The following is a 25,097-nucleotide window of genomic DNA, read 5'->3' as shown; positions in this document are numbered from 1 at the left end:
GGACGCCGGAGGTCGAGCCGCGCGAGAGGCTGTCGTCATGACGGTCGACGACGCCCCGACGATCCCCGCCACCGGACGGGCCGACGCGGTCCACGCCTGGTCGCTGGACCGCACGTTGCAGCACCTGCCCCTGCTCGACCTGCCCGAGCAGCTGCGGCTGCGCGGGTACCGGACGGTGCAGCTGTGCCACTTCCACCTGCCCCACCGCGACGCCGGGTACCTCGGGGAGCTGCGCGCCGCCCTCGCCACGGCGGACGTCGCGCTCGACGCGCTCCTCGTCGACGACGGGGACCTGACCCACCCCGACGAGGGCCCCCGGCACGAGGCGTGGATCTCCGACTGGGTCCGCGACGCCGAGGTCCTCGGCGCCCGGCGCGCCCGGGTCGTCGCCGGGAAGACCCGCACGGACACCGCGCAGCGGGACAGCTCGCAGGCCCTGGGCCGCATCGCCGCGCGGGCCGGCTCCGTCCGCGTCGTCACCGAGAACTGGTTCGACGTGACCGCCGACGCGGCCGACGTGACCGCGGTCCTGGAACCCCTCGACGACGCCGTGGGCCTGCTCGTGGACCTCGGGAACTGGACGGGCCCCGGCAAGTACGCCGAGCTGGCCGCCGTGACGCGCTTCGCCGAGACCTGCCACGCCAAGGCGCACTGGCACGGGGCGGCGATCGACGCCGAGGACTACCGCCGCAGCGTGTCCACCGTCCTCGAGCACGGGTACACCGGGCCGTTCTGCCTCGTCTACGACGCGGACGACGCCGACGAGTGGGCCGGGCTCGACGTGCAGCGAGGCATCGTCCGCGAGCTGCTCGCGTGAGGCTGGCCGTCGCCGGGGGCACCGGCACGGTCGGTCGCCTCGTCGTCGAGGCGGCCCGTTCCCGCGGGCACGACGTGGTCGTCCTGTCGCGCGCCGCCGGCGTCGACGTCACGTCCGGCTCCCGGGTGGACGAAGCACTGGCGGGCGTCGACGCGGTCGTCGACGTCACGTCCACCGCGACGCGCTCCGCAGCGGCGTCCGAGGCGTTCTTCCGGTCGGTCACGACAGCACTGCTCGACGCCGGGCAGCGGTCCGGAGTCGGGCACCACCTCGTCCTGTCGATCGTCGGTGCGGCCCAGGCCCCGCACGGCTACTACGCGGGCAAGGCCCTCCAGGAAGGCCTCGTCACCGGCGGTCCCGTGCCGTGGACGCTCCTGCGGACCACGCAGTTCCACGAGTTCGCGCGGCAGGTGCTGGGCCAGGCCCGGATCGGTCCCGTCGACCTCGTCCCCGTCATGCGGTCCGCACCCGTGGCCGCCGCGGAGGTCGCCGACCGGATCGTGGACCTCCTCGAGGCCGGCCCCGCAGGACGGGTGCGCGACCTCGCCGGTCCGGAGGAACTACGGATGGTCGACATGGTGCGGGCGTACGCCCGGGCGACCGGGCGCCACGGGCGCGTCGTCGCCGTCCCGCTGCCCGGGGGTTTCGGCCGCGCGCTGCGCGACGGCACCGTGCTGCCCGGACCCGACACCGACCGCGGGACGCAGACGTTCTCCACGTGGCTCGACCGGCTCGGCTGACGGGGCCGGCCGGGGACGACGCAACCCCGGCGAGCAGGTGCTCGCCGGGGTTGCGTCGTGGAGGGGCTCAGGTCAGCGCGTGCCGGCCTCGGCGTACTTCGACACCGCGTCGATGTTCGAGGAGTCGATGAACGCGGGACCGGTCAGCACGGCCTCGCCCCCGCCGATGGTGTTCCCGTTCGTCAGGTACAGCCAGAGGGAGTCGATCGCCTCGTACCCCTGCAGGTAGGGCTGCTGGTCGATCGCCCACTCCACGGTGCCGCTCTTGATCGCCGCGACGAGTTCGGCGTTGGTGTCGAACGTGTCGATCTTCGCCTTGCTGCCGGCCTCCTTCACCGAGTCCACCGCGATGAGCGCGAACGGCGCGCCGAGGGTCACGACGTGGTCGATGCTGGAGTCCTGCTGCAACTTGGCGGTGATGGTCGACTGCGTCGCGGCCGAGTCCGTCCCGTTGACGTAGATGTTCTCGACCGACCCGGCCGACCCGAGGCCGTCCTTGATGGCCTTGCAGCGGTCCTCGAGCTGGGACTGTCCCTGGGCCTGGATCACGCAGAGGACCTTCTTGGCCCCCTCCTCGGCGAGCCGCGCACCGCCGGCCTTGCCCGCGATGGTCTCGTCCTGGCCGAAGTAGCCGATGAGCTTCTGCTGCTTCCAGTCGTTGTACCCGGCGTTGAGGCCGATGACCGGTATCTTCGCCGCCTCCGCGTTGGCGATGGCCGAGGTGAGCGCGCTGGCGTTCGGCATGGTCACGGCGATGGCGTCGACCTTGGCGTCGACCGCGTTCTGGATGAGCGTCGCCTGCTGGGAGGCGTTGTCGTTGTTGACGTACTGCAGGTCGATGTTGTCCTTCTTGGCCGCGGCCTCGGCGCCCTTGCGGACGATGTCCCAGAAGGTGTCACCGGCGGCCGCGTGGGTCACGAGGGTGATCTTGTACTTCGGGGTGTTCGCCGCCTGTCCACCGCCGGCGCTGTCGTCGCTGCTGTCCTGCGCGCCACCGGTGCTGCTGCAGGCCGCGAGGCCCAGTGCCGCCACCGCCAGCGCGGCGGCGGTGCGGAACCCTGCACGGGAGCTCTTCATGTGCTTTCCCATCCTCGTCGACAGGTGCCGTCCGCACGGTGCGGAAACGGCGCTCGGAACCGGTCTCGTGGGGAGCCGGTGGTGGTGCGAGTGGTGTGTGTCGTGGTGGTCTCAGGGGCGGGGACCGAGGTCGATGACGACTCGCTCCCCGGTCTTGAGGGACTGCACGCCGGCAGCGCACACGGCGGCCGCGGCGTACCCGTCCCAGACGCCCGGGCCGTCGACGTTCGTCCCGGCGCGGACCGCGTCGACCCAGCGCTGGAACTCCACGTCGTAGGCGGCACCGAAGCGCTCCTTGAAGTCCTTCGGGATCGATCCGCCCCAGCCGCGGCCGGACTGGGTGACCATGCCCTGGGGCAGGCCGATCCGGGCCTGCCCCTTCTCGGCGACGAGCTCGGTGCGGACCTCGTACCCGAACGTCGTGTTGACGAAGATCTCGACGTCCACCAGGACACCGGACTCGGTCTCCATGATCACGAACTGGGGGTCCAGCAGGCCCGCGGGGGCCGAGGTCGTGGAGCGCGGCGCGATGACCCGGATGGCCACGACCTCCTCCCCCGTCAGGTAGCGCACGACGTCGACCTCGTGCACGACGGAGTCGAGCATGAGCATCTCGGAGGAGAAGTTCGGCGGGGTCGTGGCGTTGCGGTGCGCGCAGTGCAGGAACAGCGGCGCGCCGTACTCACCGGAGGCGATGAGCGCGCGCAACTGCTGGTACCCCGCGTCGAAGCGGCGCATGAAGCCGACCTGCACGAGCTGACGCCCGAGAGCCGCCTCCGCCTCGACGATCCGGCGCGACGTCTCCGGTGTCGTCGTCAGCGGCTTCTCGCACAGGACCGGCTTGCCGGCCTCGAGCGCGAGCAGGACCAGGTCCTCGTGGGTGAACCCCGGGGTCGCGATGACCAGGGCGTCCACCTCGGGGTCGACGATCGCGGCCTTCGGGTCGTGGATCGCCCGGACGCCGAACTCGGCGGCGACGGCGTCGGTGCGGGCCGCGTCGACGTCGCTGACCGCCACCAGTTCCGCGCCCGCCGTCAGCGTCGCCAGCCGGCGGGCGTGGTCCTGGCCCATCATGCCGACCCCGAGCACCGCGACCCGGACCGGACGGGACCGGTCGTACCCCTGCCGCGCGCTGTCCGGGCTGAGGGCGGTCGTGCTGCTCGTGGTGCTCATGACGGTCTCGCTCCAGTTCTCTCGGGTCGTCGACTCAGTTGGTCGTGGCGTTCGTCGCCGCGGTGACGGAGGACAGCTCGTGGCTCAGGGCCTCCAGCTCCGCACCCCCGGCCATCTCGTTGGTGAGGCGGTCGAGGGTGATGTCGGCCCGGGAGGAGTCCAGGGACACGTTGCCGCGGTTGAGGATGACGAAGTGGTTGCCCACCAGGTACGCGTGGTGGGGGTTGTGGGTGATGAAGATGACGCCCAGCCCGGCGTCACGCGCCTTGGCGACGTACTTCAGGACCACCCCGGACTGCTTGACGCCCAGGGCGGCCGTCGGCTCGTCGAGGATGAGCACCTTGGCGCCGAAGTAGATGGCCCGGGCGATGGCGATGCACTGCCGCTGACCACCCGAGAGCGCCCCCACCGGACGGTCGAGGTCGGGCACCGAGATGCCCATCTTCGTCAGTTCCTCCCCGGTGATCTGGATCATCCGCTTCACGTCGAGCCGGGCGAACGGCCCCCACCCGGTCAGCAACTCCTGGCCGAGGAAGAAGTTGCGCCAGATCGACATGAGCGGCACGAGGGCCAGGTCCTGGTAGACGGTGGCGATCCCCCGGTCCAGCGACTCGCGCGGGGAGGAGAACGACACCTCCTCCCCGTTCACCGTGAGGACGCCGTCGGTGTGGGTGTGCAGCCCGGCGATGATCTTGATGAGGGTCGACTTGCCGGCGCCGTTGTCGCCGAGCACGCAGGTGATCTCCCCCTGCCGCACCGACAGCGACACCCCGCGCAGGGCGTGGACGTTGCCGTAGCGCTTGCCGACGTCCTTCAGGGACAGGATCTCGGTGTTCGGAGTGAGCGTGTTCACCGCTTGGCCGCCTGGTTCTTCACGACGAGGTTGACGACGGTCGCGATGACGAGCATCGCGCCGAGGAACAGCTTGTTCCAGTCCGCCTGCCAGCCGGCGTACACGATGCCGTTGGTGACGACGCCGTAGATCAGCGCACCGATGGCCGCGCCGATCGCCGAGCCGTACCCACCGGTCATGAGGCACCCGCCGACGACCGCGGCGATGATGTAGTACAGCTCGTTGCCGACGCCGTTGCCGGACTGGACGTTGGAGTAGGCGAAGAGGTTGTGCATGCCCAGCAGCCACGCCGTGAACCCGACACCCATGAAGAGACCGATCTTGGTCTTCTTCACCGGGACCCCGACGGCACGGGCCGCGACCGGATCACCGCCGGAGGCGAAGATCCAGTTGCCGACGCGGGTGCGCAGCAGGATCCACGTCGCCACGACGACGAGCACGAGCCAGAAGATGATGGGCACCCGCAGGCCGTTGCCGACGGGCAGCGTGTAGTTGAAGAACGCCTTCGCGGAGTCGAAGCCGGCCATGTCCGAGATGGTCGGCGACGACACGCCCCCGGAGACGACCTTGGTGACGCCGAGGTTCAGACCGGTCAGCATGAAGAACGACCCGAGCGTGATGATGAAGCTCGGCAGACCCGTCCGGACGAACAACCACCCGTTGAACAGGCCCACCGCCAGAGCGACGACGAGAGCGGCGAGAACCCCGACCCACACGTTGAGGTGCAACTGGAAGGCGAAGGTCGACGCCGTCAGCGACGCGGTCGTGACCGCGACCCCGGCGGAGAGGTCGAACTCCCCGCCGATCATCAGCAGCGCGACGCTGACGGCCATGATGCCGATGGTCGAGCTGGAGTACAGGACCGTCAGCAGGCTGGCCCCGGACCGCAGCGTCGGCGCGACGACGAGGAACAGGACGAACAGTGCGACGGCCCCGATGAGCGACCCGATCTCGGGTCGCGACAGGACCACCGACAGCAACGGCCGGGTGCTCACGCGGTCGTCGGCCGAGGTGGCCCGGCCTCCCGCGTGGGTGGTGGCAGCCGGGGCAGCGGGCCCTTCGGCCGCGTCACCACCGGCCTTGGTGCGAATCTCCATCGATCCGTCCTCTCGTGAGGTCGCCGTGCCGAACCCGGCGTTCTAGCGGCAGGAGTTGAGGTACGTGCGGGTGCGGGTCGCGATGGGCAGCGGCTTGTCGAACGCCACCGGGTACAGGTCCTGCTCCACGATCGCGAAGATGTCGCGGCCCAGGCCCTCGAGCGCGTCGAGGATGGGAGGCATGGCCGGGACGCCCTGCGGCGGTTCCACCATCGCGCCGAGCGCGACGGCCTCGCCGAAGGGCAGGTCCTCCGCCTTGACCTTGGCCACGACCGCCGGGTCGACCTGCTTGAGGTGGACGTAGGCGATGCGGTCGGGGTGGTCGGCGATGATCTTGAGGTTGTCCCCGCCGGAGTAGGCGACGTGGCCGGTGTCGAGGCAGAGCTTGACGACGTCGGGGTCGGTGATCTCGAGGAACCGGTCGACCTCGGCGTGGGTGTCGATGTGGGTGTCGGCGTGGGAGTGGACCGCCACCTGCAGGCCGTACCCGTTGCGGACGTCGCGCCCGAGGCGGTCCATGCCGGCGGCGAGCCGCGCCCAGCCCTCCTCGTCGAGCTCGCGGGGTTCGATCTGCTCGCCGGTCTTGTCGCTGCGCCACTGTCCGGGGATGACGACGAGGTGCGTGCCCCCCAAGGCCTGGGTGAGCTTGGCGACCTGCTCGACCTGCGCCCACGCCTCGTCGTAGTGGTCCGGGCGGTGCAGCGCGGCGAAGATCGTGCCGGCGGACACCTTCAGGCGGCGCTTCTCGAGCTCGTCGGACAGTTCCGCCGGGTCGGTGGGCAGGTAGCCGTAGGGGCCGAGCTCGATCCACTCGTACCCGGCGTCGACGACCTCGTCGAGGAAGCGGGATGCGGGGGTCTGCAGCTCGTCGTCGGCGAACCAGACGCCCCAGGAGTCGGGGGCGGTGCCGATGGTGATGGAGCGGCCCATGGGGAACTTCCTCCACGTCCTCGTGTGTGTCCTCGGGAGAGCGCCGCCGGCCCGGGCGGGGGCGGGCGACTGCGAGAACTCTGGCGCAGACGGGCGGGAACTGTCAAGAGATTGTCGTTACATTCTGACGTCAGCGACCCCGTCAGGGGCGGACGCAGGACGACCTCCCCGGCAGGTGCCGGGGAGGTCGTGGGCTGGGCGTGTCAGAGGAGCGGGCGCTGGGCCTGCTTCTTGCCCTCGTACCAGGTGCGGGCCGTGCGGGTGGACTCCAGGTGCGAGACCTCCGAGACCGGCACGTCCCACCAGCCGCCACCGTCGGGCGCCTCGGAGTACAGGTCGGTCTCGACGTGCACGACGGTCGACTCGCTCGACGCCTTGGCGTCCTGCAACGCCTCCACGAGTTCCTTGCGGGTCTCCACGCGGACCGTGCGCACGCCCAGGCTGGCGGCGTTCGCCGCGAGGTCCACGGGCAGCTTGTCGCCCTCCAGACGCCCCTCGGGCGTCCGGCGCCGGTACTTCGTGCCGTACCGCTGGGACCCGTGCTGCTCCGACAACGCCCCGATCGAGGCGAACCCGTGGTTCTGCAGCAGCACGACGATGACCTTGACGCCTTCCTGGACGGCGGTCACGAGTTCGGTCGGCATCATCAGGTAGGACCCGTCCCCGACCGTGATGAACACGTCGCGGTCGGGCGCCGCGAGGGCGACACCGATCCCGCCGGGGATCTCGTAGCCCATGCAGGAGTAGCCGTACTCCACGTGGTACTGCTTCGGGTCGCGGCTGCGCCACATGCAGTGCAGGTCCCCGGGCAGCGAGCCCGCGGCGCACACCACGACGTCGCGGTCCTCGGCCACCTCGTCGACCGCACCGATGACCTCGGCCTGGGCCAGGAGCCCCGTGCGCTCGCCGATGCCGGAGTGGAAGAACGACTCGACGACCTCGTCCCACTCCCGGTTCAGGCGGCCGGCCCGCTCGCGGTAGGCGTCGGGCGTGGAGAAGTCCGCCAGCGCCGCGGTGAGCGCCTCGAGGGCGACCTTCGCGTCCGCCTGCACGGGGACGCCCGCGTGCTTGACGGCGTCGATCGCCGCCACGTTGACGTTGACGAACTTCACGCCGGGGTTCTGGAACGCCGTGCGCGAGGCCGTCGTGAAGTCGGAGTACCGCGTCCCGACCCCGATGACGACGTCGGCCTCGGCGGCGATCTCGTTGGCCGCCGTCGTGCCGGTGGACCCGATGGCCCCCAGGGAGAGCGGGTGGTCGTAGCGGATGGCACCCTTGCCGGCCTGAGACTGCCCGACGGGGATGCCGGTCGCCTCCACGAACGTCTTCAGCGCCTCGGTGGCCTCGGAGTACACGACCCCGCCGCCGGCGACGAGCAGCGGCGCCTTGGCCGTGCGGATGAGGGCCGCGGCCTCGTCGACCGCGACCTGCTCCGGCACGGGCCGGGCGATGCGCCAGGTGCGCTCCCGGAACAGTTCGACGGGGAACTCCCACGCCTCGGCCTGCAGGTCCTCGGGCAGGCAGATCGTCGCGGCGCCCGTCTCGGCCGGGTCCGTCAGCACACGCATCGCGCCCAGGAGGGCCGACGGCAGCTGCTCGGGCCGCCACACGCGGTCGAAGAACTTCGACAGCGGCCGGAACGCGTCGTTGACCGACACGTCGTAGCCGTAGGGCTGCTCGAGCTCCTGCAGCACGGGCGAGGCGACGCGCGTGGCGAAGACGTCGCTCGGCAGCAGCAGCACGGGGATGCGGTTGATCGTCGCGAGCGCCGCACCGGTCAGCATGTTCGAGGACCCCGGACCCACCGAGGCCGTCACGGCCAGGGTCTGGAGGCGGTCCTGCTGACGGGCGTAGCCGACGGCCGCGTGCACCATGGCCTGCTCGTTGCGGCCGGTCATGTACGGGACCCGCGCGGGAGGCGTCCACCCGTCGCCGAGGGCCCCCTCCTCCGCTTCGAGCAGGGCCTGTCCGACACCGGCCACGTTGCCGTGGCCGAAGATGCCGAACACCCCGCCGAAGAACGGGCGGCGGACGCCGTCGCGCTCGGAGAACTGGGCCTGGAGGAAGCGGACGACGGCCTGCGAGACCGTCAGCCGGACCGTCTGCACGGCCGGGTTCGGGGGGACTGCGCTCATCGGGTTCTCTCAGTTCTCGGCGGTGTCCGGTGCGATCACTTCGGGGCGGAGTAGAACGGTAGCCGCGCGTCGACGCGCTGCCCGTCCCAGGTCGACCGCACCCAGCCGTGGGCGGGGTCGTCGCAGATCTTCCAGGCCCGCTCCTCCTCGGGTCCGGCCATGACGTTCAGGTAGTACATGTCGTACGCCGGGGAGGCGATCGACGGGCCGTGCCAGCCGTGCGGGATGAGCACGACGTCGCCGGAGTGCACCTCTTCGAGCACCTCGATCGGGCGGTCGGGGTCCTGGTCGTCGCCGTACACCTGCTGGATCCCCACGCCGCCGGGGACGGTCGGGACCCCCTCCGGCGCCAGCGCGCGGAACTCGTAGTAGTAGACCTCCTCGAGTTCGCTCTCGACGTCGCTCGTGCGGTCGTGCCGGTGCGGCGGGTAGGACGACCAGTTCCCGCCGGGGGTGAGCACCTCGCAGGCGATGAGCTTGTCGGTCTCGAACGCCGCGGGGGTGGCGAAGTTGTTGACCTGCCGGCTGGCCTGACCGGCGCCCCGCAGTTCCACGGGGACGCCGGCGGCCGGGCCGTAGCGGGCAGGCAGGCGGCGCGACGCCCGTGCGCCCGGGAACGAGAACACGCCGCCTGCGGCACTGTGGATCGTCAGCTCGCTGTCGCGGCCGACGTAGGCGAAGTCGGTGACGCCGTCGAACACGCTCGTCCGACCGGCCAGCTCGAACTCCTCGCCACCCTCGACGCGGACGGTGCACGCACCGGACAGGGGCAGGACGAGGACCTCGTCCTCCCCCGTCGCGATCGTGCGCGAGGCGCCGGGAGCCAGCGTCAGGACGCGCAGGCTGGAGTAGCCCCAGCCCGCCGACTCCGGGGTGACGACGAGGTCGAAGCCGTCGGCCGCCGACGACCCCGCGGGGACGTACAGGTCCTGGTCGCTCACGTCGCCCCTCACCGCACCAGCGAGACGGCGGTCTTGACCGCGGCCTCGACGTCGCCGTCCGGCGGGTAGAGCAGCGTCCGGCCCACGGTGAGCCCGCGGACGGACGGCAGCGCCAGCGCCTTGCGCCACGTCGCGAACGTCTCCTCCGGCGAGGTCGCCGGGTCCCCGCCGAGCAGCAGCGTCGGGAACGTCGTGGACTCCATGACGCGTTCCATGTCGTCCACCACGGGGATCTTCAGCCACGTGTACGCGGTCGTGCGGCCCAGGGCCTGCGCGACGTTGATGGACTTGACGACGCCCTCGGCGGTCAGGTCGTGCACGACCTTGCCGCCCCGGTTGCTGGACCAGAACGGCTCGATGAGCGCGACGAGCTTGCGCGCGGCCAGTTCGCTGATCGCGTCGGCCGAGGCCGTGAGCGTGGGCAGGGTGCCGGCGTCGTCGAGCGCGATGCGCGTGAGGAACTTGCCGCCGTCGAGGTTCATGTCCTCGATGGCCTGCGCGTCGTACCCGGTGAACCGGTCGTCGAGCTCGAAGCTGGCGCCCTGCAGGCCGCCGCGGTTCATCGACCCGAAGACGACCTTGCCCTCCAGCGCCCCGAGCAGCGTGAGGTCCTCGATGATGTCCGCCGAGCCGAGCAGACCGTCGACCCCGGGGACGGCCAGCGCCACCCGGAGGCGTTCGAGGAGTTCGACGCGGTCGGCCATCGCCATGGGGTTCGACCCGACGCCGTTGGCGCCGCGGGCGGGGTGGTCGGCGGCGACGACCATGAGTCGGCCGTCGCCCTCGAGCAGCGGGCGCCGGCGGCGGGCGCGGGAGAGTTCGAGGATGCGCTCGGGGTGGCGGGCGCGGATCTCGGCGACCTCGGCCAGGTCGCGCGCGAAACCGGTCTGCGGGTCAGGCACGGGACGCGACCTCCTCGAGCAGGGCCTCCACCTCGGTGGTGGTCGGCATGGCGGTGGAGCACTCGCGGCGGGTGGCCACGATGGCGCCGGCGGCGTTGGCGAAGCGCAGGATGCGCTCGAGCTCCCAGCCGGAGAGCAGCCCGTGCACGAGGGCCCCGCCGAAACCGTCCCCGGCCCCGAGGCCGTTGATGACGGACACCGGCGTGGGCGGCACCTCGACGAACTCGGTCGGGCCGCCGTCGGCGCGGGTCGCGCCCAGGACGCCCTTCGGGCCCTGCTTGACGATCGCGATCTCGACGCCGGCGTCCAGCAGCGCCTCGGCGGCGCGGCGGGGTTCGGTCTCGCCGACGGCGACCTCGCACTCCTCCTTGTTGCCGACGGCGACGGTCACGTGCGGCAGGGCCTTGCGGACCTGCTCGGTGGCCAGTTCGGGGGAATCCCAGAACATCGGGCGGTAGTCGAGGTCGAGGACCGTGAACCGGCGGCGCTCGCGCGCCTCCCAGGCCGCGAAGTGCGCCCCGCGGCTGGGTTCCTCCGACAGGCCGGTCACCGTCGCCCAGAACACCCCGGCCGCGCGGATCGCGTCGAGGTCCAGCTCGTCGGCGCGGATCTGCAGGTCCGGCGCGGTGGGCAGCCGGTAGAACAGCAGCGGGAAGTGGTCCGGCGGGTACATCTCGCAGAAGGCCAGCGGCGTGTTGAGGCCGTCGACCGCCGAGACGAACCGGTCGGAGACGCCGAACTCCGCCAGCGCCTTGTGGATGAACGTGCCGAAGGCGTCGTTGCCGGTGCGGGTGACGACGGCCGCGGACCGGCCGTGCCGGGCGGCGGCCACGGCGACGTTGGTCGCGCTGCCGCCCAGGTACTTGCCGAAGGTCTCGACGTCCTCGAGGCCCACGTTGTCCTGCAGCGGGTACAGGTCGACGCCGACCCGTCCCATGGTCACCACGTCCAGCGCGGCCGTGCTGCTCACGCGAGGTCCTCCCAGTCCGGTGGTCAAGGCCGAGTTGTGCGAGCCGATCCGGGCCGCAGCGGCGCGGAGGCTGGTCCGAGCGTGCTCCGTCGCCCACGGCCCTGTCAAGCTTTGTCAGGACAAATGTACCTCCTGACGTGCGGACCTCCTCCCGGCTACGATGGCGCGACGGCGGAGCGTCGACGTGGCCGGCCCGCCCACCGGACCCCAGGAGCAGCAGTGAACGACCTGTTCGTCGACCTCGACCGGTCGAGTCCCGTCCCCCTGTACTTCCAGGTGGCGCGGCAGATCGAGCAGGCGATCGAGCACGGCAAGCTGCCGCCGGGGTCCCGGCTCGACAACGAGATCCACCTCGCCGACAAGCTGGGCCTGTCCCGCCCGACCATGCGCCGGGCGATCCAGCAGCTCGTCGACAAGGGCCTCCTCGTCCGCAAGCGCGGCGTCGGGACGCAGGTCGTCCACGGGCAGGTGACGCGTCCGGTCGAGCTGACGAGCCTGCACGACGACCTCGTGCAGTCCGGGCAGCTCCCCGCGACGCAGGTGCTGCTGCACGAGATCAGCAGCGCTGCCGACGACGTCGCCGGCAGCCTGGCCATCAGCCCGGGCACGCCCGTCCTGCACCTGCGCCGTCTGCGGCTGTCCGGCGGGGAACCCCTCGCGCTGCTCGAGAACTGGCTGCCCGCGCCGTACACGGACCTGTCGGCCGAGGCCCTCACCGAACGCGGCATGTACCAGCTGCTGCGCAGCCGGGGCGTCGGGATGCGGGTCGCGCGCCAGCGCATCGGCGCCCGCCGGGGCAGCGCGGAGGAGTGCACGCTGCTCGACGAGCGCCGCGGCGCCCCGCTGCTGACGATGGAGCGGACCACGCACGACGACTCCGGTCGCGTCGTGGAGTACGGCCGGCACGTCTACCGCGCCAGCCGGTACGCGTTCGAGGTCACGCTCGTCGACCGCTGACGAGCGCGACCTCGCACGACGCGCCGGGGGGTCAGGCGAACTCGCGGACCTCCTTGTCGAAGATGCGGCCCGTCGTGACCGCCTCCTCGAGCTCCTCCAGCGTGCGGCCGCGCGTCTCGGGCACCTGGGTCCTGACGAACACCAGGGCCAGCAGGTTGATGACGGCGAAGCCGAAGAAGCAGCCGGTGATGCCGACGGCGCTCACGAGCGTGGGGAAGTACAGGCCGAGGAACGCGTTCGTCAGCCACAGCACGAACACCGACGTGCCCATCCCGAACGCCCGCATCTTCAGCGGGAAGATCTCCGACAGCGTGACCCAGACGGCCACGTTGAGGAACGTCTGCATGGACCCGACGAAGGCGACGACGAGGACGAGGATCACCCACGGGCGCAACGGGTTGCCCACGGGCAGCACGAGCGAGCCGATGCCGATGAGCAGGTGGCACACCGTGGTGAGGGTGAACCCGATGATGAACGTCTTGCGGCGGCTGAAGCTGTCCATCATCCGCAGGGCGATGAACGCGCCGACGACGGCGATGACGCCGGGCGCGATGTTGACGATCAACGCCGTGCTCTGGTCGAAGCCCGCCTCGCGCAGGATCGACTGGCCGTAGTACATGATCGAGTTGATGCCGGTGAGCTGCTGGGCCACGCCCAGGCCGATGCCCACGAGCAGGATGCGGCGCAGCCAGCGGTTCGACAGCACGCTGCGCCAGTCGAGGTCCTGGCGCTTGGAGTCGGCGTGGGTGACACCGGCGATCTGGCGGGCCTCCAGCTCGGCGCGACCCTCGGGCCGGACCTGGCGCAGGACCTCGACGGCCTCGTCGAAGTGGCCGTGGTCGATGAGCCAGCGGGGGGACTCGGGCACCCGCAGCATCCCGATGAACAACGCTGCGGCCGGGATCGTCACGACCGCGAGCATGATCCGCCAGACCCCGCCGTACTCGCCCCAGACGTTGCCGACGACCGCGTTGATCACGAAGGCCGCGAGCTGACCGACGACGATCATCATCTCGTTGCGGCCCGAGAGGGATCCGCGGATCTCGTAGGGCGCGAGCTCGGCGAGGAACACCGGCACGACCGTCGACGCGGCGCCCACCGCGAGACCGAGCAGCACGCGGCCGACGACCATGACCTCGAAGGCCGGGGCGAAGACGCAGACGAGGGCGCCGAAGAAGAAGAACCCCGACATGAGCAGGATCGTCTTGCGCCGCCCCCAGGCGTCCGAGAGCCGGCCGCCGCTGATCGCGCCGACGGCCGCACCGAAGAGCAGCGAGCTCGTGACCACGCCCTCGGTGAAGTCCGTGAGACCGAGCTCGGCCTTCATGGGTTCCAGCGCACCGTTGATGACGCTGGTGTCGTACCCGAAGAGCAGGCCGCCGAAGGTGGCGACGAGGGCCACGACCCCGAGGCGGGACCGGTAGGGCCCGGGCGTCAGGGGCGGGAGGGCGTCGCGCAGACCGGCACCGGGCGAGCCGGGCTGACCGTGGGAGGTGGACACGTGAACTCCTTCGTCCGTCCGGGTTCACCGCGGTTCATCGACGGTGACGGCACCGGGAACCGTAGGTGGCGGTGGTAAGCATGTCAAGACAAAGCCACCTCACGCGGGCCTCCGGGCCCTCGGGCAGGATGGGCGGGTGAGCGACGACGAGACCCCGCGGGACCTGCTGGACCGGCTGACGGCCGACGAGGACCGCCTCGTCCTCGACCGCTTCGACGAGGACGACGCCTGGCGCCTCGGCGTCGCGCTCGTCACCCGGGCCCGCGCGGCCGACCTGCCCGTCGCCGTCGCGATCCGCCGCAACGGCCAGCGCCTCTTCCACGCCGCCCTGCCCGGGTCGGCCGCGGACAACGACGACTGGTTGCAGCGCAAGATGGACGTCGTCGACCGCTACAACCGCTCCTCCTGGTACGTGGGCACCCGGTTCCGCGTCGAGGGGGGCGACTTCGACGTCGACGCGCGTCGTGACCCCCGCGCGTTCGCCGCGCACGGCGGGGCCTTCCCGCTGCGGGTGCGCGGGGTCGGGGTCGTCGGGTCGGTCGCGGTGTCCGGGCTGCCGCAGGCCGACGACCACGCCCTCGTCGTCGAGGTGCTGACGGAGTTCCTCTCGGCCCCCTAGGTTCGATCCGTGACAGTGGGGGACACGGACACGGACACGACGGACACGACGCCCGGTGGCCGCGTCCCGCGACGGCTGCGGGTCGCGGTGTGGTTGCTGGCCGCCGCCGCGTTCCTCCTGCCGCTGTTCGGGACGGTGGCCGCGGCGCACGTCCTCACCGGCGGCGTCGACGCGCAGTACTTCGGCAGCTACGACGCCGAGGGGAACCTGTCCCCGGACACCTCGAGCGTGACGCTGGACCAGCGCTGGCGGGTGCTGGACTACCTCGTGCCGCCGGACCGCGTCCTGCTCGGTCCGGTCGTGGTGGTCCTGCTCCTGACCGGCCTGCACCTCGCCGGCCGCGGGAGACCCGCCCTGGCGACGGGCGCCCGGTACCTCGCGGCCGCAGCCGCCGCGGTCGCGGTGCTCTTCACCCTCGCCGTGGGCGTGGTGCCGCTCGTGCTCCGGGAGCGAGCGAGCGGGGCGGAGGGGCCGGGCTTCGGCGGCGGACCCGACCCGTGGGCGCTGCTCGTCGGGTCGGCGGGCGTCCTCGTCTTCCTCGTCGGCGCCGCCGCCCTGGGGGCGGTGGTGCTCCTGCGCCCCCGCCGCGCCTCCACCACCGAGCCGTGGGCGGAACCGGCGGTCGCATGCGGACCCCTCGCCCCGTCGGCGGCCCCCGCCCACGAGGCAGCCACCGGGCCGGAACCCGTCGCGGCACCAGAGCCCGTCGCGGCCGCGGAGCCTCTCCCGGCTCCGCAACCGCCCGCCGTCCCGCGCCTGTCGGAGGAGGACCGCGCGTGGTACCGCCGTCCCACCCCGTGACCGCCTGGTGGTTCCGCGGGGCGGTGCTCGTGGCGGCCGCGCCCTTGCTCGCCGCCGTGACCGTCACCGCCGTCGTCTTCCAGGACGACGACACCGTCCGGAGCCTGAACGGCACCGTTCCCGGAGAACCCCTGCGGCTGCTGGACCGCTGGCACGCGACGCAGACGTTCGGCCAGTCCGGGTGGCCCGCCGTCCTGACGGCTGTCGCCTGCGTGGCCCTGGCGTTCGCGGCCGTGAGCGGCCGTCCCCGGCACCTCGCACCCCCGGAGAGCCGACTCGTCCTCACGGGACTGGCCCTCGTCTGCGGTGCCTGGGCCCTGGGGACGACGACGCTCACGGCGTGGTTCCAGGTCACCCACCCTCGCGGGGTGGCCAGCGCCGGCTACGAGCTCCTCCTGCCCCAGTGGGCCCTCGACACCGGGCAAGGACTCTTCGCGGTGGTCGTCGCCGGCGCCGCCGTGCTGTGGTGCCGCCGGTCCCCGTCGGAGGGCTCGGACGAGGGGGACCTCGAGGACGTGGGCGTGCCTGCGCGCGCCGAGTGAGCTGGTGCCGCGTTCCGGGTTCAGACGAGCGGGTCGTCGAGTACGCGGGCGAGCGTGCGCGCGCCGAGTGAGCTCATGCCCGGGTGGGTGTCCACGTAGTACCAGACGAGTCCGACCGCCTGGACGAACGCCCACGCCTGGCCCCGCACCCAGTCCAGCTCCTCACCGCCGCAGGCGGTCCGGAACACCTCACGGGCGGGACGGTCGAAGAGGTGCCAGCCGGCGAGGAGGTCGAGCGCGGGATCGGCGGGGCCCAGACCACCGACGTCGAGGACGGCGGTGAGGCGCCCCGCGTCGTCGAGGAGGAGGTTCCCGGGGACGAGGTCGCCGTGGGTGACGACGTCCGCGGACACGTGCGGCAGCGCGCGCAGCCGGGACCACAGGCCCCGCAGGGCGGGCACGTCGAGCAGGTCCTCGCTGCGCTGCAGGCACTCCGCGACCCAGGCGTCGTGCCGGTGCAGGTCGCCCCCACGTCCTGCACTGGCGAACCGCCGGCCGTGCAGGGGCAGCGCACGGACCCCGCGCACGAACTCGGCGAGGTCGCGGGCCAGTCCCTCGGAGGCGGCCGTGTCGACGCCGTCGGCGGGGGTCCCGGGCAGCAGGCGCAGCACCGTCCAGCCGAACGGGAAACCCTCCCCGGGCTCGCCCGTCGCGACGACCTCCGGGGTGGCGAACCGGGTGCGACCGGACAGCTCGCCCGCCGCCGCGCGTTCGCCGTCCAGGCCCGCGGCGGCCTCCGCGCGCAACGGCAGGCGCACCAGCAGGTCCTCGTCGTCGCCGGTCAGGGCGAACACGGCGTTCTCGGTCCCCCGACCGGGCAGGGGTTCCAGTCGCCGCCCCCGCCAGGCGGGGAACTGCTCGTCGACGAGCCGACGCACGAGGGTGGTCGGGACGTCCACCTCGTCCGGGTGCATCCGGGCGCGCCGCTGGTCGCTCACGCGCGCACCGCCGCCCGGACCAGCTCGGGGTCCACGGCGTAGCGGGCTCCGAACCCGGTGTCGGGCACCGCGAGGCGCCGGGCCGAGAGGTGCACGTCCGCGACCCCGGTCCGGGCCACGAGGTCGGGCACGCGGTCCGGACGCACTCCCCCGCCGGCCATGACGGTCAGGCGCCCCGCGGCCGCCGCGACGGCCCGGGCGAGGCGGTCGGTCCCGTCGTGCGCCGACGCGGCCCCGCCGGAGGTGAGGACCCGGTCGGCCCCGGCCGTCACGAGCGCCTCGACGTTCCCCTCGACGTCGGGGTGCACGTCGAAACCCCGGTGCGCGGTGAGCTGGGCGTCACCGGCGAGCTCACGCAACGCCTGCAGCGCAACGGTGTCGAACCGACCGTCCGGCCGCAGCGGCCCGACGACCAGGCCGGCCGCCCCGGCGTCGAGGACGAGCCGGCCGTCCCGCAGGACCGCGGCGAGGTCGTCCTCGTCGTGGACGAAGTCGCCGGGCCGGGGCCGCAGCAGGACGTGCACCCCCACCGGGCCGGCCGCCGCGACCACCCGCTCGACGAGCCCGGGCGAGGGGGTCAGCCCGCCCACCTCGAGGGCGACGCAGAGTTCGAGGCGGTGGGCACCCGCCGCGCGGGCGACGCGTGCCCCCTGCGGGTCGGTGACGGCGATCTCGACGGTCGGCACGACCCCAGCCTGCCGGAGGGGACGCGTCAGGCGAAGTAGCTCCCCCCGGCGAAGTCGTCGGCGAGGGTCGGGCCGGCCGGTTCCCACCCGAGGAGGGCGCGGGTGCGGTCGTTCGTGGCGGAGACGTCCTGCCCGAAGAAGGACCCGATCCACCCGAGTTCCTCGCCGGCCCGCGCCGGGTCGACGGAGTCCACGGGCAGGCCGAGGCCGCGGCCGATGGCGGCGGCGACGTCCCGGGTGGGGACACCCTCCTCGGCGACGACGTGCAGGACGCTGCCCGCCGGTGCCCCCTCCACCGCGAGGCGGACGGCCCGGGCGGCGTCGGTGACGTGCACGGCGGCCCAGCGGTGACCACCGTCCCCCACGTACCCCGAAGCGCCGCGAGCTCGGGCCGCGGCGACGAGGGCGGCGACGAACCCGTGGTCCCCCGCGCCGTGGACGGTGGGGGCGAACCGCGCGACCAGGGGCCGGACGCCGCGCTCGGCGAAGTCCAGGGCGAGGCGCTCGGCCCCACCGCGGGCGGAGTCCGGACCGACCGCCGGGTTGACGTCGGTCTCGGCGACGGGGCGGCCCAGCCCGAACCCGGCCAGGCCGCCCGCGATCAGCAACGGACGGCCGGAACCGGTCAGCACGTCGCCGATCGTCTGCACAGCAGCCCGTTCGGCGGCGTTGCTGACCTCGGGGCGGGCGAAGTCGTGCTTGTTGGCGAGGTGCACGGTGCCGTCGGTCGACGCCGCGCCGCGCCGCAGCGCGTCGAGGTCGTCGAGGTCACCGCGCAGGACGCCGACGCCCTTGGCGGCGAGCGCCGCGGCGGAGGCGTCGGAACGGGCCAGGCCGAGGACCTCGTGGCCGGTGGCGAGGAACTCCTCGACGGTGTGGGAACCGATCCAGCCGGACGCACCGGTGACGAAGACGCGCATGGGAGAACCTCCAGCAGTGATGTCAGGACGTGACATCACGGTAGACCCGATGTCAGGATCTGTCATCACCTAGGATGGGGTCATGGCGAGGTGGGCACCGGGAGCGCGCGGACGGCTGCAGGCCGCCGCGCTCGACCTCTTCGTCGAACAGGGCTACGACGAGACGACCGTCTCGCAGATCGCGACCCGGGCGGGCGTGACCGACCGGACGTTCTTCCGGCACTTCAGCGACAAGCGCGAATCGCTCTTCGCCGGCGGCGACCAGCTCGTCGGACTGTTCACCGGCGCGGTCGAACGGTCCGCGGCGCAGGACCCGGTGGAGCTCGCGGCGGACGCCCTGGCCGCGAGCGCGGAGTTCTTCCCCGACGAGCGTCGCGAGTGGTCCCGGACGCGGACGGCCGTCGTCCTGGCCAACCCCGCCCTCGCCGAACGCGAACAGCTGAAGATGGTGACGATCGCCCAGGCCCTGGCCCAGGCGCTGCGCGAGCGAGGGGTTCCCGACCCGGCGGCGACGTTGCTCGGGCGGTCGACGATCACGGTGTTCCAGGTCGCCTTCGAGCGGTGGATCCTCGACGGTGAGGACCGTTCGATGGCGGACCTGCTGCAGGACACGTTGTCCGCCCTGCGGCGGACGCTCGCCCCGCAGCACTGACCCGCGCGGAGGGGTTCCCTCCGCGCGGGTCGCCGGCTGACGTCAGCCGAAGTGGCGAGGCAGCGTCGCCGTGTGCGCGTCCCGCAGCTCCGCGACGGACACGGAGAACCGGCCCTGGACGTCCAGCGCCGGCTCCTGCCTGTCGTCCCCGGCGTCGGTGACGCCGATGCGCAGGTGCGCCAGCCCCCGGGCGGTGCACATGTCGGTGAACCGCACCTCCTCCTCACGCGGCACGGACACGATCGCCCGCCCCGCCGACTCGGAGAACAGAGCGGTGAACACGTCGATGCCGTCCCGGTCCAGGAGTTCGTCCAGTCCGACCCGCACGCCGACGCCGTAGCGCAGCACGGACTCCACGAGCGCCTGCGCCAGTCCGCCGTCCGACAGGTCGTGCGCGGCGTCGACGAGGCCGTCGCGCGAGCACTGCACGAGGACGTCGGCCAGCAGCTTCTCGTGCTGCAGGTCCAGCGCCGGGGGCAGGCCCCCGAGGTGGCCGTGCTCGGCCCACGCCCACTCCGAACCGCCCAGCTCGTCGCGGGTGGTCCCGAGCAGGAACACGCTCTGCCCCGCCTCCCGCCACCCCGACGGGGTGCGGCGCCGGACGTCGTCGAGGACGCCCAGCACACCGATGACGGGCGTCGGCAGCACCGCGGAGTTCAACCCGTCGTCGCCGGTCTGGTTGTACAGCGAGACGTTCCCGCCCGTGACGGGGACCCCGAGTTCCTCGCAGGCCAGCGCCAGGCCCTGCACGGCCTCGGCGAACTGCCACATGACCCCGGAGTCCTCGGGCGAACCGAAGTTCAGGCAGTCGGTGACGGCCAGGGGTTCCGCCCCGGCCGCGGCGACGTTCCGGTACGCCTCGGCCAGCGACAGCGCCGCCCCCGTGCGCGGGTCGAGCCGGGCGAACCGGCCGTTGCCGTCCAGAGACAGCGCGACCCCGAGGTTGGTCTCCTCGTCGACGCGCACGACGCCCGCGTCGTCGGGGGTCGCGAGCGCCGTCCCGCCCATGACGTAGCGGTCGTACTGGTCGGTGACCCAGGCGCGCGAGGACAGGTTCGGCGACCCCACCATGCGCAGCAGGGTGGCGCGCAGTTCCTCGTCCGTGGCCGGCCGCGGCAGGCGGTCGGGGGTGTCGGCCTGCAGCGCGTCCTGCGACTCCGGGCGCGCGTAGGGCCGCTCGTACACCGGGCCGTCGTGCGCGACCGTGCGCGGCGGGACGTCGACGACGGTCTCGCCGTGCCACTGCACGACGAGGTGCTCGCCGTCGGTGACCTCACCGAGCACCGCGGCCTCGACGTCCCACTTCGCGGTCACCGCGAGGAACGCGTCGATGTTCGCCGGGGTGACGACGGCCATCATGCGTTCCTGCGACTCGCTCATGAGGATCTCCTCGGGCGAGAGCGAGGGGTCGCGCAGCGGGACGCGGTCGAGGTGGACCAGCATCCCGCCGTCACCGGCCGAGGCCAGTTCGCTCGTGGCGCAGGACAACCCGGCACCGCCGAGGTCCTGGATCCCCTCGACCAGGCCGGCGTGGAACAGGTCCAGGCAGCACTCGATGAGCACCTTCTCCTGGAACGGGTCCCCCACCTGGACGGCCGGCCGCTTGGACGGACCGGTCGCGTCGAACGTCTCGCTGGCCAGCACCGAGACACCGCCGATGCCGTCGCCGCCCGTGCGGGCGCCGAACAGCACGACGAGGTTGCCCACACCGCGGGCGTTCGCCAGGTGCAGGTCCTCGTGCTTCATCGCGCCGATGCACAGCGCGTTGACGAGCGGGTTGCCCTGGTACGTCGGGTCGAACACGACCTCGCCACCGATGTTCGGCAGGCCGATGCAGTTGCCGTAGCCGCCGACACCGGAGACGACCCCCGGCACGACGCGGGCGGTGTCGGGGTGGTCGATCGCCCCGAACCGCAACGAGTCCATGACCGCGATCGGCCGCGCACCCATCGCCATGATGTCGCGGATGATCCCGCCGACGCCCGTGGCCGCACCCTGGTACGGCTCGATGTAGCTGGGGTGGTTGTGCGACTCCACCTTGAAGGTCACGGCCCAGCCCTGGCCGATGTCGACGACGCCGGCGTTCTCGCCGATGCCGACCATCAGGTGTTCCCGCATGGCCTCGGTGACGTGGTCGCCGAAGGTGCGCAGGTGGACCTTGGAGCTCTTGTAGGAGCAGTGCTCGCTCCACATGACCGAGTACATGGCCAGTTCCGCACCCGTCGGGCGGCGGTCGAGGATCTCGCGGATCCGCTCGTACTCGTCGGCCTTGAGCCCGAGTTCCTTCCAGGGCTGCGGGTGGTCCGGCGTCTGCGCGGCCCGGGTGACGGTGTCCAGGGCGGTGCTCACGCGATCGCCTCCAGACCGGCGCTCAGCACGGAGGTGAACAGGCCCAGCCCGTCCAGCCCGGGACCGAACAGCTCCTCGACGGCGTGCTCGGGGTGCGGCATGAGCCCGACCACGTTGCCGCGGTCGTTGCTGATGCCGGCGATGTCGCGCAGGGACCCGTTGGGGTTGCCGTCGAGGTAGCGGAAGACCACGCGGCCCTCCCCCTCGAGGCGGTCCAGCGTCGCGGTGTCGGCGACGAACCCGCCCTCACCGTTCTTCAGCGGGACGGTGATCTCCTGGCCCGCGGTGAAGGACGACGTCCACGCCGTGCCGGTCTGCTCGACCCGCAGGCGCTGGTCCTTGCAGACGAACTTCTGGTGGTCGTTGCGGACGAGCGCCCCCGGCAGCAGGTGCGACTCGCACAGCACCTGGAAGCCGTTGCAGATGCCCAGGACGGGCATCCCGCCCTCGGCGGCGCGCACGACCTCGGTCATCACGGGGGCGAACCGGGCGATGGCCCCGCAGCGCAGGTAGTCGCCGTAGGAGAAGCCCCCGGGCAGGACCACCGCGTCGACACCGCGCAGGTCGGCGTCGGCGTGCCACAGCGCGACGGCCTCGCCGCCGGCCAGGGTCACGGCGCGACGGGCGTCGCCGTCGTCGAGGGAGCCGGGGAAGGTGACGACGCCGACCTTCACGCCTGCGCCCCCGCGGTGTCCTCGGTGGCCTCGCGGACGCTGACGACGTCCTCGATCACCGGGTTGGACAGCAGGGTCTCGGCGGCCTTGCGCGCCTGCTCGAGGACCTCGGGGGTGACGTCCCCCGCGACCTCGAGCTCGAAGCGCTTGCCCTGGCGGACGCTGGTGAAGAGGTCGAACCCCAGCCGCGGGAGGGCGCCGACGACGGCCTTCCCCTGCGGGTCGAGGATCTCGGGTTTCGGCATGACGTCGATGACGACGCGGCCCATGCGCGGCGCTCCTTCGGGGAGGGGGATCGGCGACCCCCAGGCTACCGCCGCTCAAGGTCGGGCCCGTCCGTGCCGAGGTGAGGACGTGGAGACCGCCTCGACCCCGCCGCGGGGACCCCGCCGTCCCAGTGCCTCGGTGCTGCTGGACAGCGGGATCTTCGTGCTCGGCCTGGGCGTCCTCGTCGGGGCCCTGCACGCCTGGTGGGCCGCCGGAGCCGACCCGCGGCTGGCCGCGGCGCTCGCCGTCACCCTGCCGCTGGGCTGGGTCCTGACGCGCTTCCCGCTCATGGTCACCGGCGGCGCCTCCGGCATCCACGTGCCCTTCGCCCCCGTCGTCCTCTTCTACCTGCTCGTCGTCCTCCCGCCGCCGGTCGCGCTGGCGGCGTGGGCGCTCACCGCGGTGCCGGCCTACTTCGTCGACCGGCGGCCGTGGCAGAGCCGCGTCTTCAACGCCGGGTCCTCGATGGTGTCGAGCCTGCTGGCCGTCCTCGTCGTCGGCGCCCTGGCGCCCGCCCGGCCGGTCGACCCCCGGATGCTCCTGGCGGTGCTGGCCGGGGCCACGACCTACTTCGCCACCGACACCGTCCTGTCCGCGGTCTCGATCGCCGTCGAGCGCCGCCGCGCGGTGCTGGCCGAGCTGGCCGAACCCGGCGCCCTCGTCGGCGGCGGGCTCTTCCTCCTCGTCGCCGCGCTGGGGTTCCTCGCGGGGGCCGTGCGGCACGACATGCCGGGCTGGGTCGCGGCCCTCACCCTGCTGCCGAGCATGGCCGTCGTCGTCGCGGCCTGGGCCTGGCGGCGGGCCCACGAGAGCCGACGGCAGCAGCGCGCCCTGTTCGAGGCGGCCGTGCGCATCCACGCCGTCACCAGCGTCGAGGAGCTGCTGCGGGCCGTCGAGGCGCACGGGACTGCCCTCGTCTCCGGGGGACGGCTCGAGGTGCGGTCCCGGCCGCCGGTCGAGCACGAGGTCGGCTGCGAGCTCGGCGACGACCCCCGCCGCTGGCTCGTCGCGGCCCGGCCGACCAGCCGGTACGCCGAGCAGTTCGACGAGGTCGCCCTGGCCTCCCTCGGGTCCCTCGCCGCGGCCGCGCTGCTGCGCGTGCGGCTGGCCGCCGAGACCGAACGGCTCGCCCTCGTCGACCCCCTCACCGGGCTGGCCAACCGCCGGGCGTTCACGACGCGCCTGGAGGAGACCGTCGAGGACGGCACCGACGGTGCCGCCGTCGCCGTGCTGTTCGTCGACCTCGACGGGTTCAAGGCCGTCAACGACACCCTCGGGCACGCCGCCGGCGACGAGCTGCTCACCGAGAGCGCCCGACGCCTGCTGGACGCTGCGGGCCCCGACGGGTTCGTCGCCCGGCTCGGCGGCGACGAGTTCGCGGTCGTGCTGCCCGACCTGTTCCCCGGCGCGGTCGACGACACGGCCGAGGCCGTCGTCACCGCCCTGCGCGCGCCGTTCCTGCTGAGCGCCGGACCGGCGACCATCAGCGCGAGCGTCGGAGTCACGGCCTCCGAGCCGGGCGACGACGCCGACACGCTGCTGTCGCGCGCCGACGCGGCCATGTACGTCGCGAAGAGAGCTGGTGGAGGTCGCAGCGTCCTGGGCGTCTGAGGCGACCGGCGAGGGCAGCCTGGACGGGTGTCCAGTCCACGCCGTCGTGCCGTCCTCGCCGGGGTGGGCGCCGTCGCCCTCGGGGGCGCCGGGGTCCTCGCCCTCGACGAGCCGTTGCGCTCCTCCCTGGAGTCCTCCCGCCCGGTGTCCTCGGCGCGTCGCCGGCTCGGCCTCGGACAGGTCGACGCGACCGTCCCCTCCGCCGGGGGGACCGGCCCCGTCTACGCGACCTTCGCCTCCGCCGCCCGCGGGCGGGACGTCACGTGGGGGTGGGCCGGCCCGCCCGGACGCCCGGCGCGGGGCCTGCCAGTCCTCCTGGTCCTGCACGGCCGTGCCGTCGACGCGCACGCCGCCTTCACCCAGCTGGGGATGCACGAGTTCCTGGCCGCCCACGTCGCCGCCGGCGGGCCACCGCTGGCCGTGGTGAGCGTCGACGGCGGCTCGACGTACTGGCACCCCCGGGCCGACGGGGACGACCCGCTCGCCATGCTCACCGGCGAGCTGTGGCCGCGCCTGACCGAGGCGGGCTTCGACCTCACGCGGTGGGCCGTGGCGGGCTGGTCGATGGGCGGGTACGGAGCGCTGCTGCTGGCCCGCGAGGCCACGGCGGGGCGGTTCACCCCGGGTGGGACGCTCGTGGCCGCGGCCGCCGGCAGCCCCGCCCTCTTCGCCTCGGCCGGGGCCACGTCGGCCGGGTCCTTCGACGGCCCCGACGACTGGCACCGCTACAGCGACCTCGTGCGCGAGCCGGGGACCGGCGGCGTCGCGCTGTCGGTGTCGTGCGGGCGGGACGACCCGTTCCGGGAGCAGACGGAGCGCTACCGGGACGCCTGCAGCCCCACCCCCGCGGGCGGGATCGGCGACGGCGCCCACACCACCGGGTACTAACGCAGCCTGGTGCCGGACTGGCTGCGCCTGGCCGGCACCGCGCTCACGGCCTGAACC

25 protein-coding genes are annotated in these 25,097 nt (G+C 73.0%); 9 read left to right on the top strand and 16 right to left on the bottom strand.

The window, feature by feature from the left end; genetic code table 11:
* Positions 1 to 37: 37 nt before the first annotated feature.
* Positions 38 to 817: a sugar phosphate isomerase/epimerase family protein gene (locus tag ACFEMC_RS02815; RefSeq protein ID WP_380173406.1), complete on the top strand. Its 780-nt coding sequence runs from the start codon at positions 38 to 40 to the stop codon at positions 815 to 817.
* On the top strand, positions 814 to 1,557 hold the full coding sequence (locus ACFEMC_RS02810) for an SDR family oxidoreductase (RefSeq protein WP_380173403.1): 744 nt from the start codon (positions 814 to 816) through the stop codon (positions 1,555 to 1,557). The genes ACFEMC_RS02815 and ACFEMC_RS02810 overlap by 4 nt, the downstream gene beginning before the upstream one ends.
* Before the next feature lie 72 nt (positions 1,558 to 1,629).
* On the opposite strand, the gene ACFEMC_RS02805 is transcribed toward ACFEMC_RS02810, so the two are convergent.
* From ACFEMC_RS02805 to iolC, 9 genes are all read right to left on the bottom strand, one after another.
* Positions 1,630 to 2,634 (bottom strand): substrate-binding domain-containing protein, encoded by a 1,005-nt coding sequence (locus ACFEMC_RS02805; RefSeq protein ID WP_380173401.1) that lies wholly within the window; start codon positions 2,632 to 2,634, stop codon positions 1,630 to 1,632.
* Positions 2,635 to 2,745: 111 nt separating this feature from the next.
* Complete coding sequence (locus tag ACFEMC_RS02800; RefSeq protein ID WP_380173399.1) at positions 2,746 to 3,807, bottom strand: Gfo/Idh/MocA family protein; 1,062 nt, start codon at positions 3,805 to 3,807, stop codon at positions 2,746 to 2,748.
* A gap of 34 nt (positions 3,808 to 3,841) precedes the next feature.
* Positions 3,842 to 4,660, bottom strand: coding sequence for an ATP-binding cassette domain-containing protein (locus tag ACFEMC_RS02795; protein ID WP_380173397.1), 819 nt, complete (start codon positions 4,658 to 4,660; stop codon positions 3,842 to 3,844).
* A complete protein-coding gene (locus tag ACFEMC_RS02790; RefSeq protein WP_380173394.1) occupies positions 4,657 to 5,757 on the bottom strand; it encodes an ABC transporter permease in 1,101 nt (366 codons plus the stop codon). Before ACFEMC_RS02790 ends, ACFEMC_RS02795 begins: the two co-directional genes overlap by 4 nt.
* A gap of 42 nt (positions 5,758 to 5,799) precedes the next feature.
* Complete coding sequence (locus tag ACFEMC_RS02785; RefSeq protein ID WP_380173392.1) at positions 5,800 to 6,687, bottom strand: TIM barrel protein; 888 nt, start codon at positions 6,685 to 6,687, stop codon at positions 5,800 to 5,802.
* 203 nt (positions 6,688 to 6,890) lie between these two features.
* Entirely contained in the window at positions 6,891 to 8,822 is a 1,932-nt protein-coding gene (gene iolD / locus ACFEMC_RS02780; RefSeq protein ID WP_380173390.1) for a 3D-(3,5/4)-trihydroxycyclohexane-1,2-dione acylhydrolase (decyclizing), read from the bottom strand.
* A gap of 35 nt (positions 8,823 to 8,857) precedes the next feature.
* The gene (gene iolB / locus ACFEMC_RS02775; RefSeq protein ID WP_380173388.1) at positions 8,858 to 9,763 is read right to left on the bottom strand and encodes a 5-deoxy-glucuronate isomerase; all 906 of its coding nucleotides are present in this window, start codon (positions 9,761 to 9,763) and stop codon (positions 8,858 to 8,860) included.
* 8 nt (positions 9,764 to 9,771) lie between these two features.
* Positions 9,772 to 10,665 carry a deoxyribose-phosphate aldolase gene (locus ACFEMC_RS02770; protein WP_380173386.1) on the bottom strand — a complete coding sequence of 298 codons (894 nt, stop codon included), beginning with the start codon at positions 10,663 to 10,665 and terminating at the stop codon, positions 9,772 to 9,774.
* Positions 10,658 to 11,602, bottom strand: coding sequence for a 5-dehydro-2-deoxygluconokinase (gene iolC, locus ACFEMC_RS02765; RefSeq protein ID WP_380176562.1), 945 nt, complete (start codon positions 11,600 to 11,602; stop codon positions 10,658 to 10,660). Before iolC ends, ACFEMC_RS02770 begins: the two co-directional genes overlap by 8 nt.
* A 252-nt stretch (positions 11,603 to 11,854) precedes the next feature.
* Between iolC and ACFEMC_RS02760 the strand changes: the two genes are divergently transcribed.
* Complete coding sequence (locus ACFEMC_RS02760) at positions 11,855 to 12,592, top strand: GntR family transcriptional regulator (RefSeq protein WP_380173384.1); 738 nt, start codon at positions 11,855 to 11,857, stop codon at positions 12,590 to 12,592.
* A 31-nt stretch (positions 12,593 to 12,623) separates the two neighbouring features.
* Here ACFEMC_RS02760 and ACFEMC_RS02755 read toward each other — a convergent pair whose 3' ends face one another.
* Positions 12,624 to 14,093 (bottom strand): sugar porter family MFS transporter, encoded by a 1,470-nt coding sequence (locus ACFEMC_RS02755; RefSeq protein WP_380173382.1) that lies wholly within the window; start codon positions 14,091 to 14,093, stop codon positions 12,624 to 12,626.
* Positions 14,094 to 14,229: 136 nt separating this feature from the next.
* Here ACFEMC_RS02755 and ACFEMC_RS02750 point away from each other — a divergent pair, with 136 nt between their 5' ends.
* The 3 genes from ACFEMC_RS02750 to ACFEMC_RS02740 are packed head-to-tail and all read left to right on the top strand — an operon-like array spanning position 14,230 to position 16,055.
* Positions 14,230 to 14,712 (top strand): heme-degrading domain-containing protein, encoded by a 483-nt coding sequence (locus ACFEMC_RS02750; protein WP_380173380.1) that lies wholly within the window; start codon positions 14,230 to 14,232, stop codon positions 14,710 to 14,712.
* 9 nt (positions 14,713 to 14,721) lie between these two features.
* On the top strand, positions 14,722 to 15,513 hold the full coding sequence (locus ACFEMC_RS02745; protein WP_380173378.1) for a hypothetical protein: 792 nt from the start codon (positions 14,722 to 14,724) through the stop codon (positions 15,511 to 15,513).
* Positions 15,510 to 16,055 carry a hypothetical protein gene (locus ACFEMC_RS02740; protein ID WP_380173376.1) on the top strand — a complete coding sequence of 182 codons (546 nt, stop codon included), beginning with the start codon at positions 15,510 to 15,512 and terminating at the stop codon, positions 16,053 to 16,055. The genes ACFEMC_RS02745 and ACFEMC_RS02740 overlap by 4 nt, the downstream gene beginning before the upstream one ends.
* A 20-nt stretch (positions 16,056 to 16,075) precedes the next feature.
* Here ACFEMC_RS02740 and ACFEMC_RS02735 read toward each other — a convergent pair whose 3' ends face one another.
* The 3 genes from ACFEMC_RS02735 to ACFEMC_RS02725 are packed head-to-tail and all read right to left on the bottom strand — an operon-like array spanning position 16,076 to position 18,599.
* A complete protein-coding gene (locus ACFEMC_RS02735) occupies positions 16,076 to 16,993 on the bottom strand; it encodes a phosphotransferase (RefSeq protein ID WP_380173374.1) in 918 nt (305 codons plus the stop codon).
* Complete coding sequence (locus ACFEMC_RS02730) at positions 16,990 to 17,679, bottom strand: copper homeostasis protein CutC (protein ID WP_380173372.1); 690 nt, start codon at positions 17,677 to 17,679, stop codon at positions 16,990 to 16,992. The genes ACFEMC_RS02735 and ACFEMC_RS02730 overlap by 4 nt, the downstream gene beginning before the upstream one ends.
* Before the next feature lie 26 nt (positions 17,680 to 17,705).
* On the bottom strand, positions 17,706 to 18,599 hold the full coding sequence (locus tag ACFEMC_RS02725) for an NAD-dependent epimerase/dehydratase family protein (protein ID WP_380173370.1): 894 nt from the start codon (positions 18,597 to 18,599) through the stop codon (positions 17,706 to 17,708).
* A gap of 82 nt (positions 18,600 to 18,681) precedes the next feature.
* On the opposite strand from ACFEMC_RS02725, the gene ACFEMC_RS02720 reads away from it, so the two are divergent.
* The gene (locus tag ACFEMC_RS02720; RefSeq protein ID WP_380173368.1) at positions 18,682 to 19,251 is read left to right on the top strand and encodes a TetR/AcrR family transcriptional regulator; all 570 of its coding nucleotides are present in this window, start codon (positions 18,682 to 18,684) and stop codon (positions 19,249 to 19,251) included.
* A 42-nt stretch (positions 19,252 to 19,293) separates the two neighbouring features.
* On the opposite strand, the gene purL is transcribed toward ACFEMC_RS02720, so the two are convergent.
* Genes purL through purS form a run of 3 tightly spaced genes read right to left on the bottom strand, consistent with a single transcriptional unit; the run spans position 19,294 to position 22,543 of the window.
* A complete protein-coding gene (gene purL / locus ACFEMC_RS02715; protein ID WP_380173366.1) occupies positions 19,294 to 21,600 on the bottom strand; it encodes a phosphoribosylformylglycinamidine synthase subunit PurL in 2,307 nt (768 codons plus the stop codon).
* Complete coding sequence (gene purQ / locus ACFEMC_RS02710; RefSeq protein ID WP_366173917.1) at positions 21,597 to 22,274, bottom strand: phosphoribosylformylglycinamidine synthase subunit PurQ; 678 nt, start codon at positions 22,272 to 22,274, stop codon at positions 21,597 to 21,599. Before purQ ends, purL begins: the two co-directional genes overlap by 4 nt.
* Positions 22,271 to 22,543, bottom strand: a complete 273-nt coding sequence (gene purS / locus ACFEMC_RS02705; protein ID WP_380173363.1) for a phosphoribosylformylglycinamidine synthase subunit PurS — start codon at positions 22,541 to 22,543, stop codon at positions 22,271 to 22,273. The genes purQ and purS overlap by 4 nt, the downstream gene beginning before the upstream one ends.
* Positions 22,544 to 22,628: 85 nt before the next feature.
* Between purS and ACFEMC_RS02700 the strand changes: the two genes are divergently transcribed.
* Together ACFEMC_RS02700 and ACFEMC_RS02695 are read left to right on the top strand one after the other, a co-directional pair.
* On the top strand, positions 22,629 to 24,152 hold the full coding sequence (locus ACFEMC_RS02700; protein WP_380173361.1) for a diguanylate cyclase domain-containing protein: 1,524 nt from the start codon (positions 22,629 to 22,631) through the stop codon (positions 24,150 to 24,152).
* A 27-nt stretch (positions 24,153 to 24,179) separates the two neighbouring features.
* On the top strand, positions 24,180 to 25,040 hold the full coding sequence (locus ACFEMC_RS02695) for an alpha/beta hydrolase-fold protein (protein WP_380173359.1): 861 nt from the start codon (positions 24,180 to 24,182) through the stop codon (positions 25,038 to 25,040).
* The last annotated feature ends 57 nt before the right edge of the window (positions 25,041 to 25,097 follow it).

It is taken from the genome of Kineococcus sp. DHX-1 (assembly GCF_042473625.1).
Taxonomy (GTDB): Bacteria; Actinomycetota; Actinomycetes; order Actinomycetales; family Kineococcaceae; genus Kineococcus.
Note: the sequence above shows the minus strand (reverse complement) of the source record. Positions and strands in the feature narration are given on the sequence as shown.

Coding starts and splice junctions, on each gene's coding strand:
- ACFEMC_RS02800 (WP_380173399.1), bottom strand. CDS start 3,807: ATGAGCACCACGAGCAGCACGACCGCCCTCAGCCCGGACAGCGCGCGG.
- ACFEMC_RS02805 (WP_380173401.1), bottom strand. CDS start 2,634: ATGAAGAGCTCCCGTGCAGGGTTCCGCACCGCCGCCGCGCTGGCGGTG.
- ACFEMC_RS02790 (WP_380173394.1), bottom strand. CDS start 5,757: ATGGAGATTCGCACCAAGGCCGGTGGTGACGCGGCCGAAGGGCCCGCT.
- iolD (WP_380173390.1), bottom strand. CDS start 8,822: ATGAGCGCAGTCCCCCCGAACCCGGCCGTGCAGACGGTCCGGCTGACG.
- iolC (WP_380176562.1), bottom strand. CDS start 11,602: ATGGGACGGGTCGGCGTCGACCTGTACCCGCTGCAGGACAACGTGGGC.
- ACFEMC_RS02720 (WP_380173368.1), top strand. CDS start 18,682: ATGGCGAGGTGGGCACCGGGAGCGCGCGGACGGCTGCAGGCCGCCGCG.
- ACFEMC_RS02725 (WP_380173370.1), bottom strand. CDS start 18,599: ATGCGCGTCTTCGTCACCGGTGCGTCCGGCTGGATCGGTTCCCACACC.
- ACFEMC_RS02815 (WP_380173406.1), top strand. CDS start 38: ATGACGGTCGACGACGCCCCGACGATCCCCGCCACCGGACGGGCCGAC.
- ACFEMC_RS02785 (WP_380173392.1), bottom strand. CDS start 6,687: ATGGGCCGCTCCATCACCATCGGCACCGCCCCCGACTCCTGGGGCGTC.
- purS (WP_380173363.1), bottom strand. CDS start 22,543: ATGGGCCGCGTCGTCATCGACGTCATGCCGAAACCCGAGATCCTCGAC.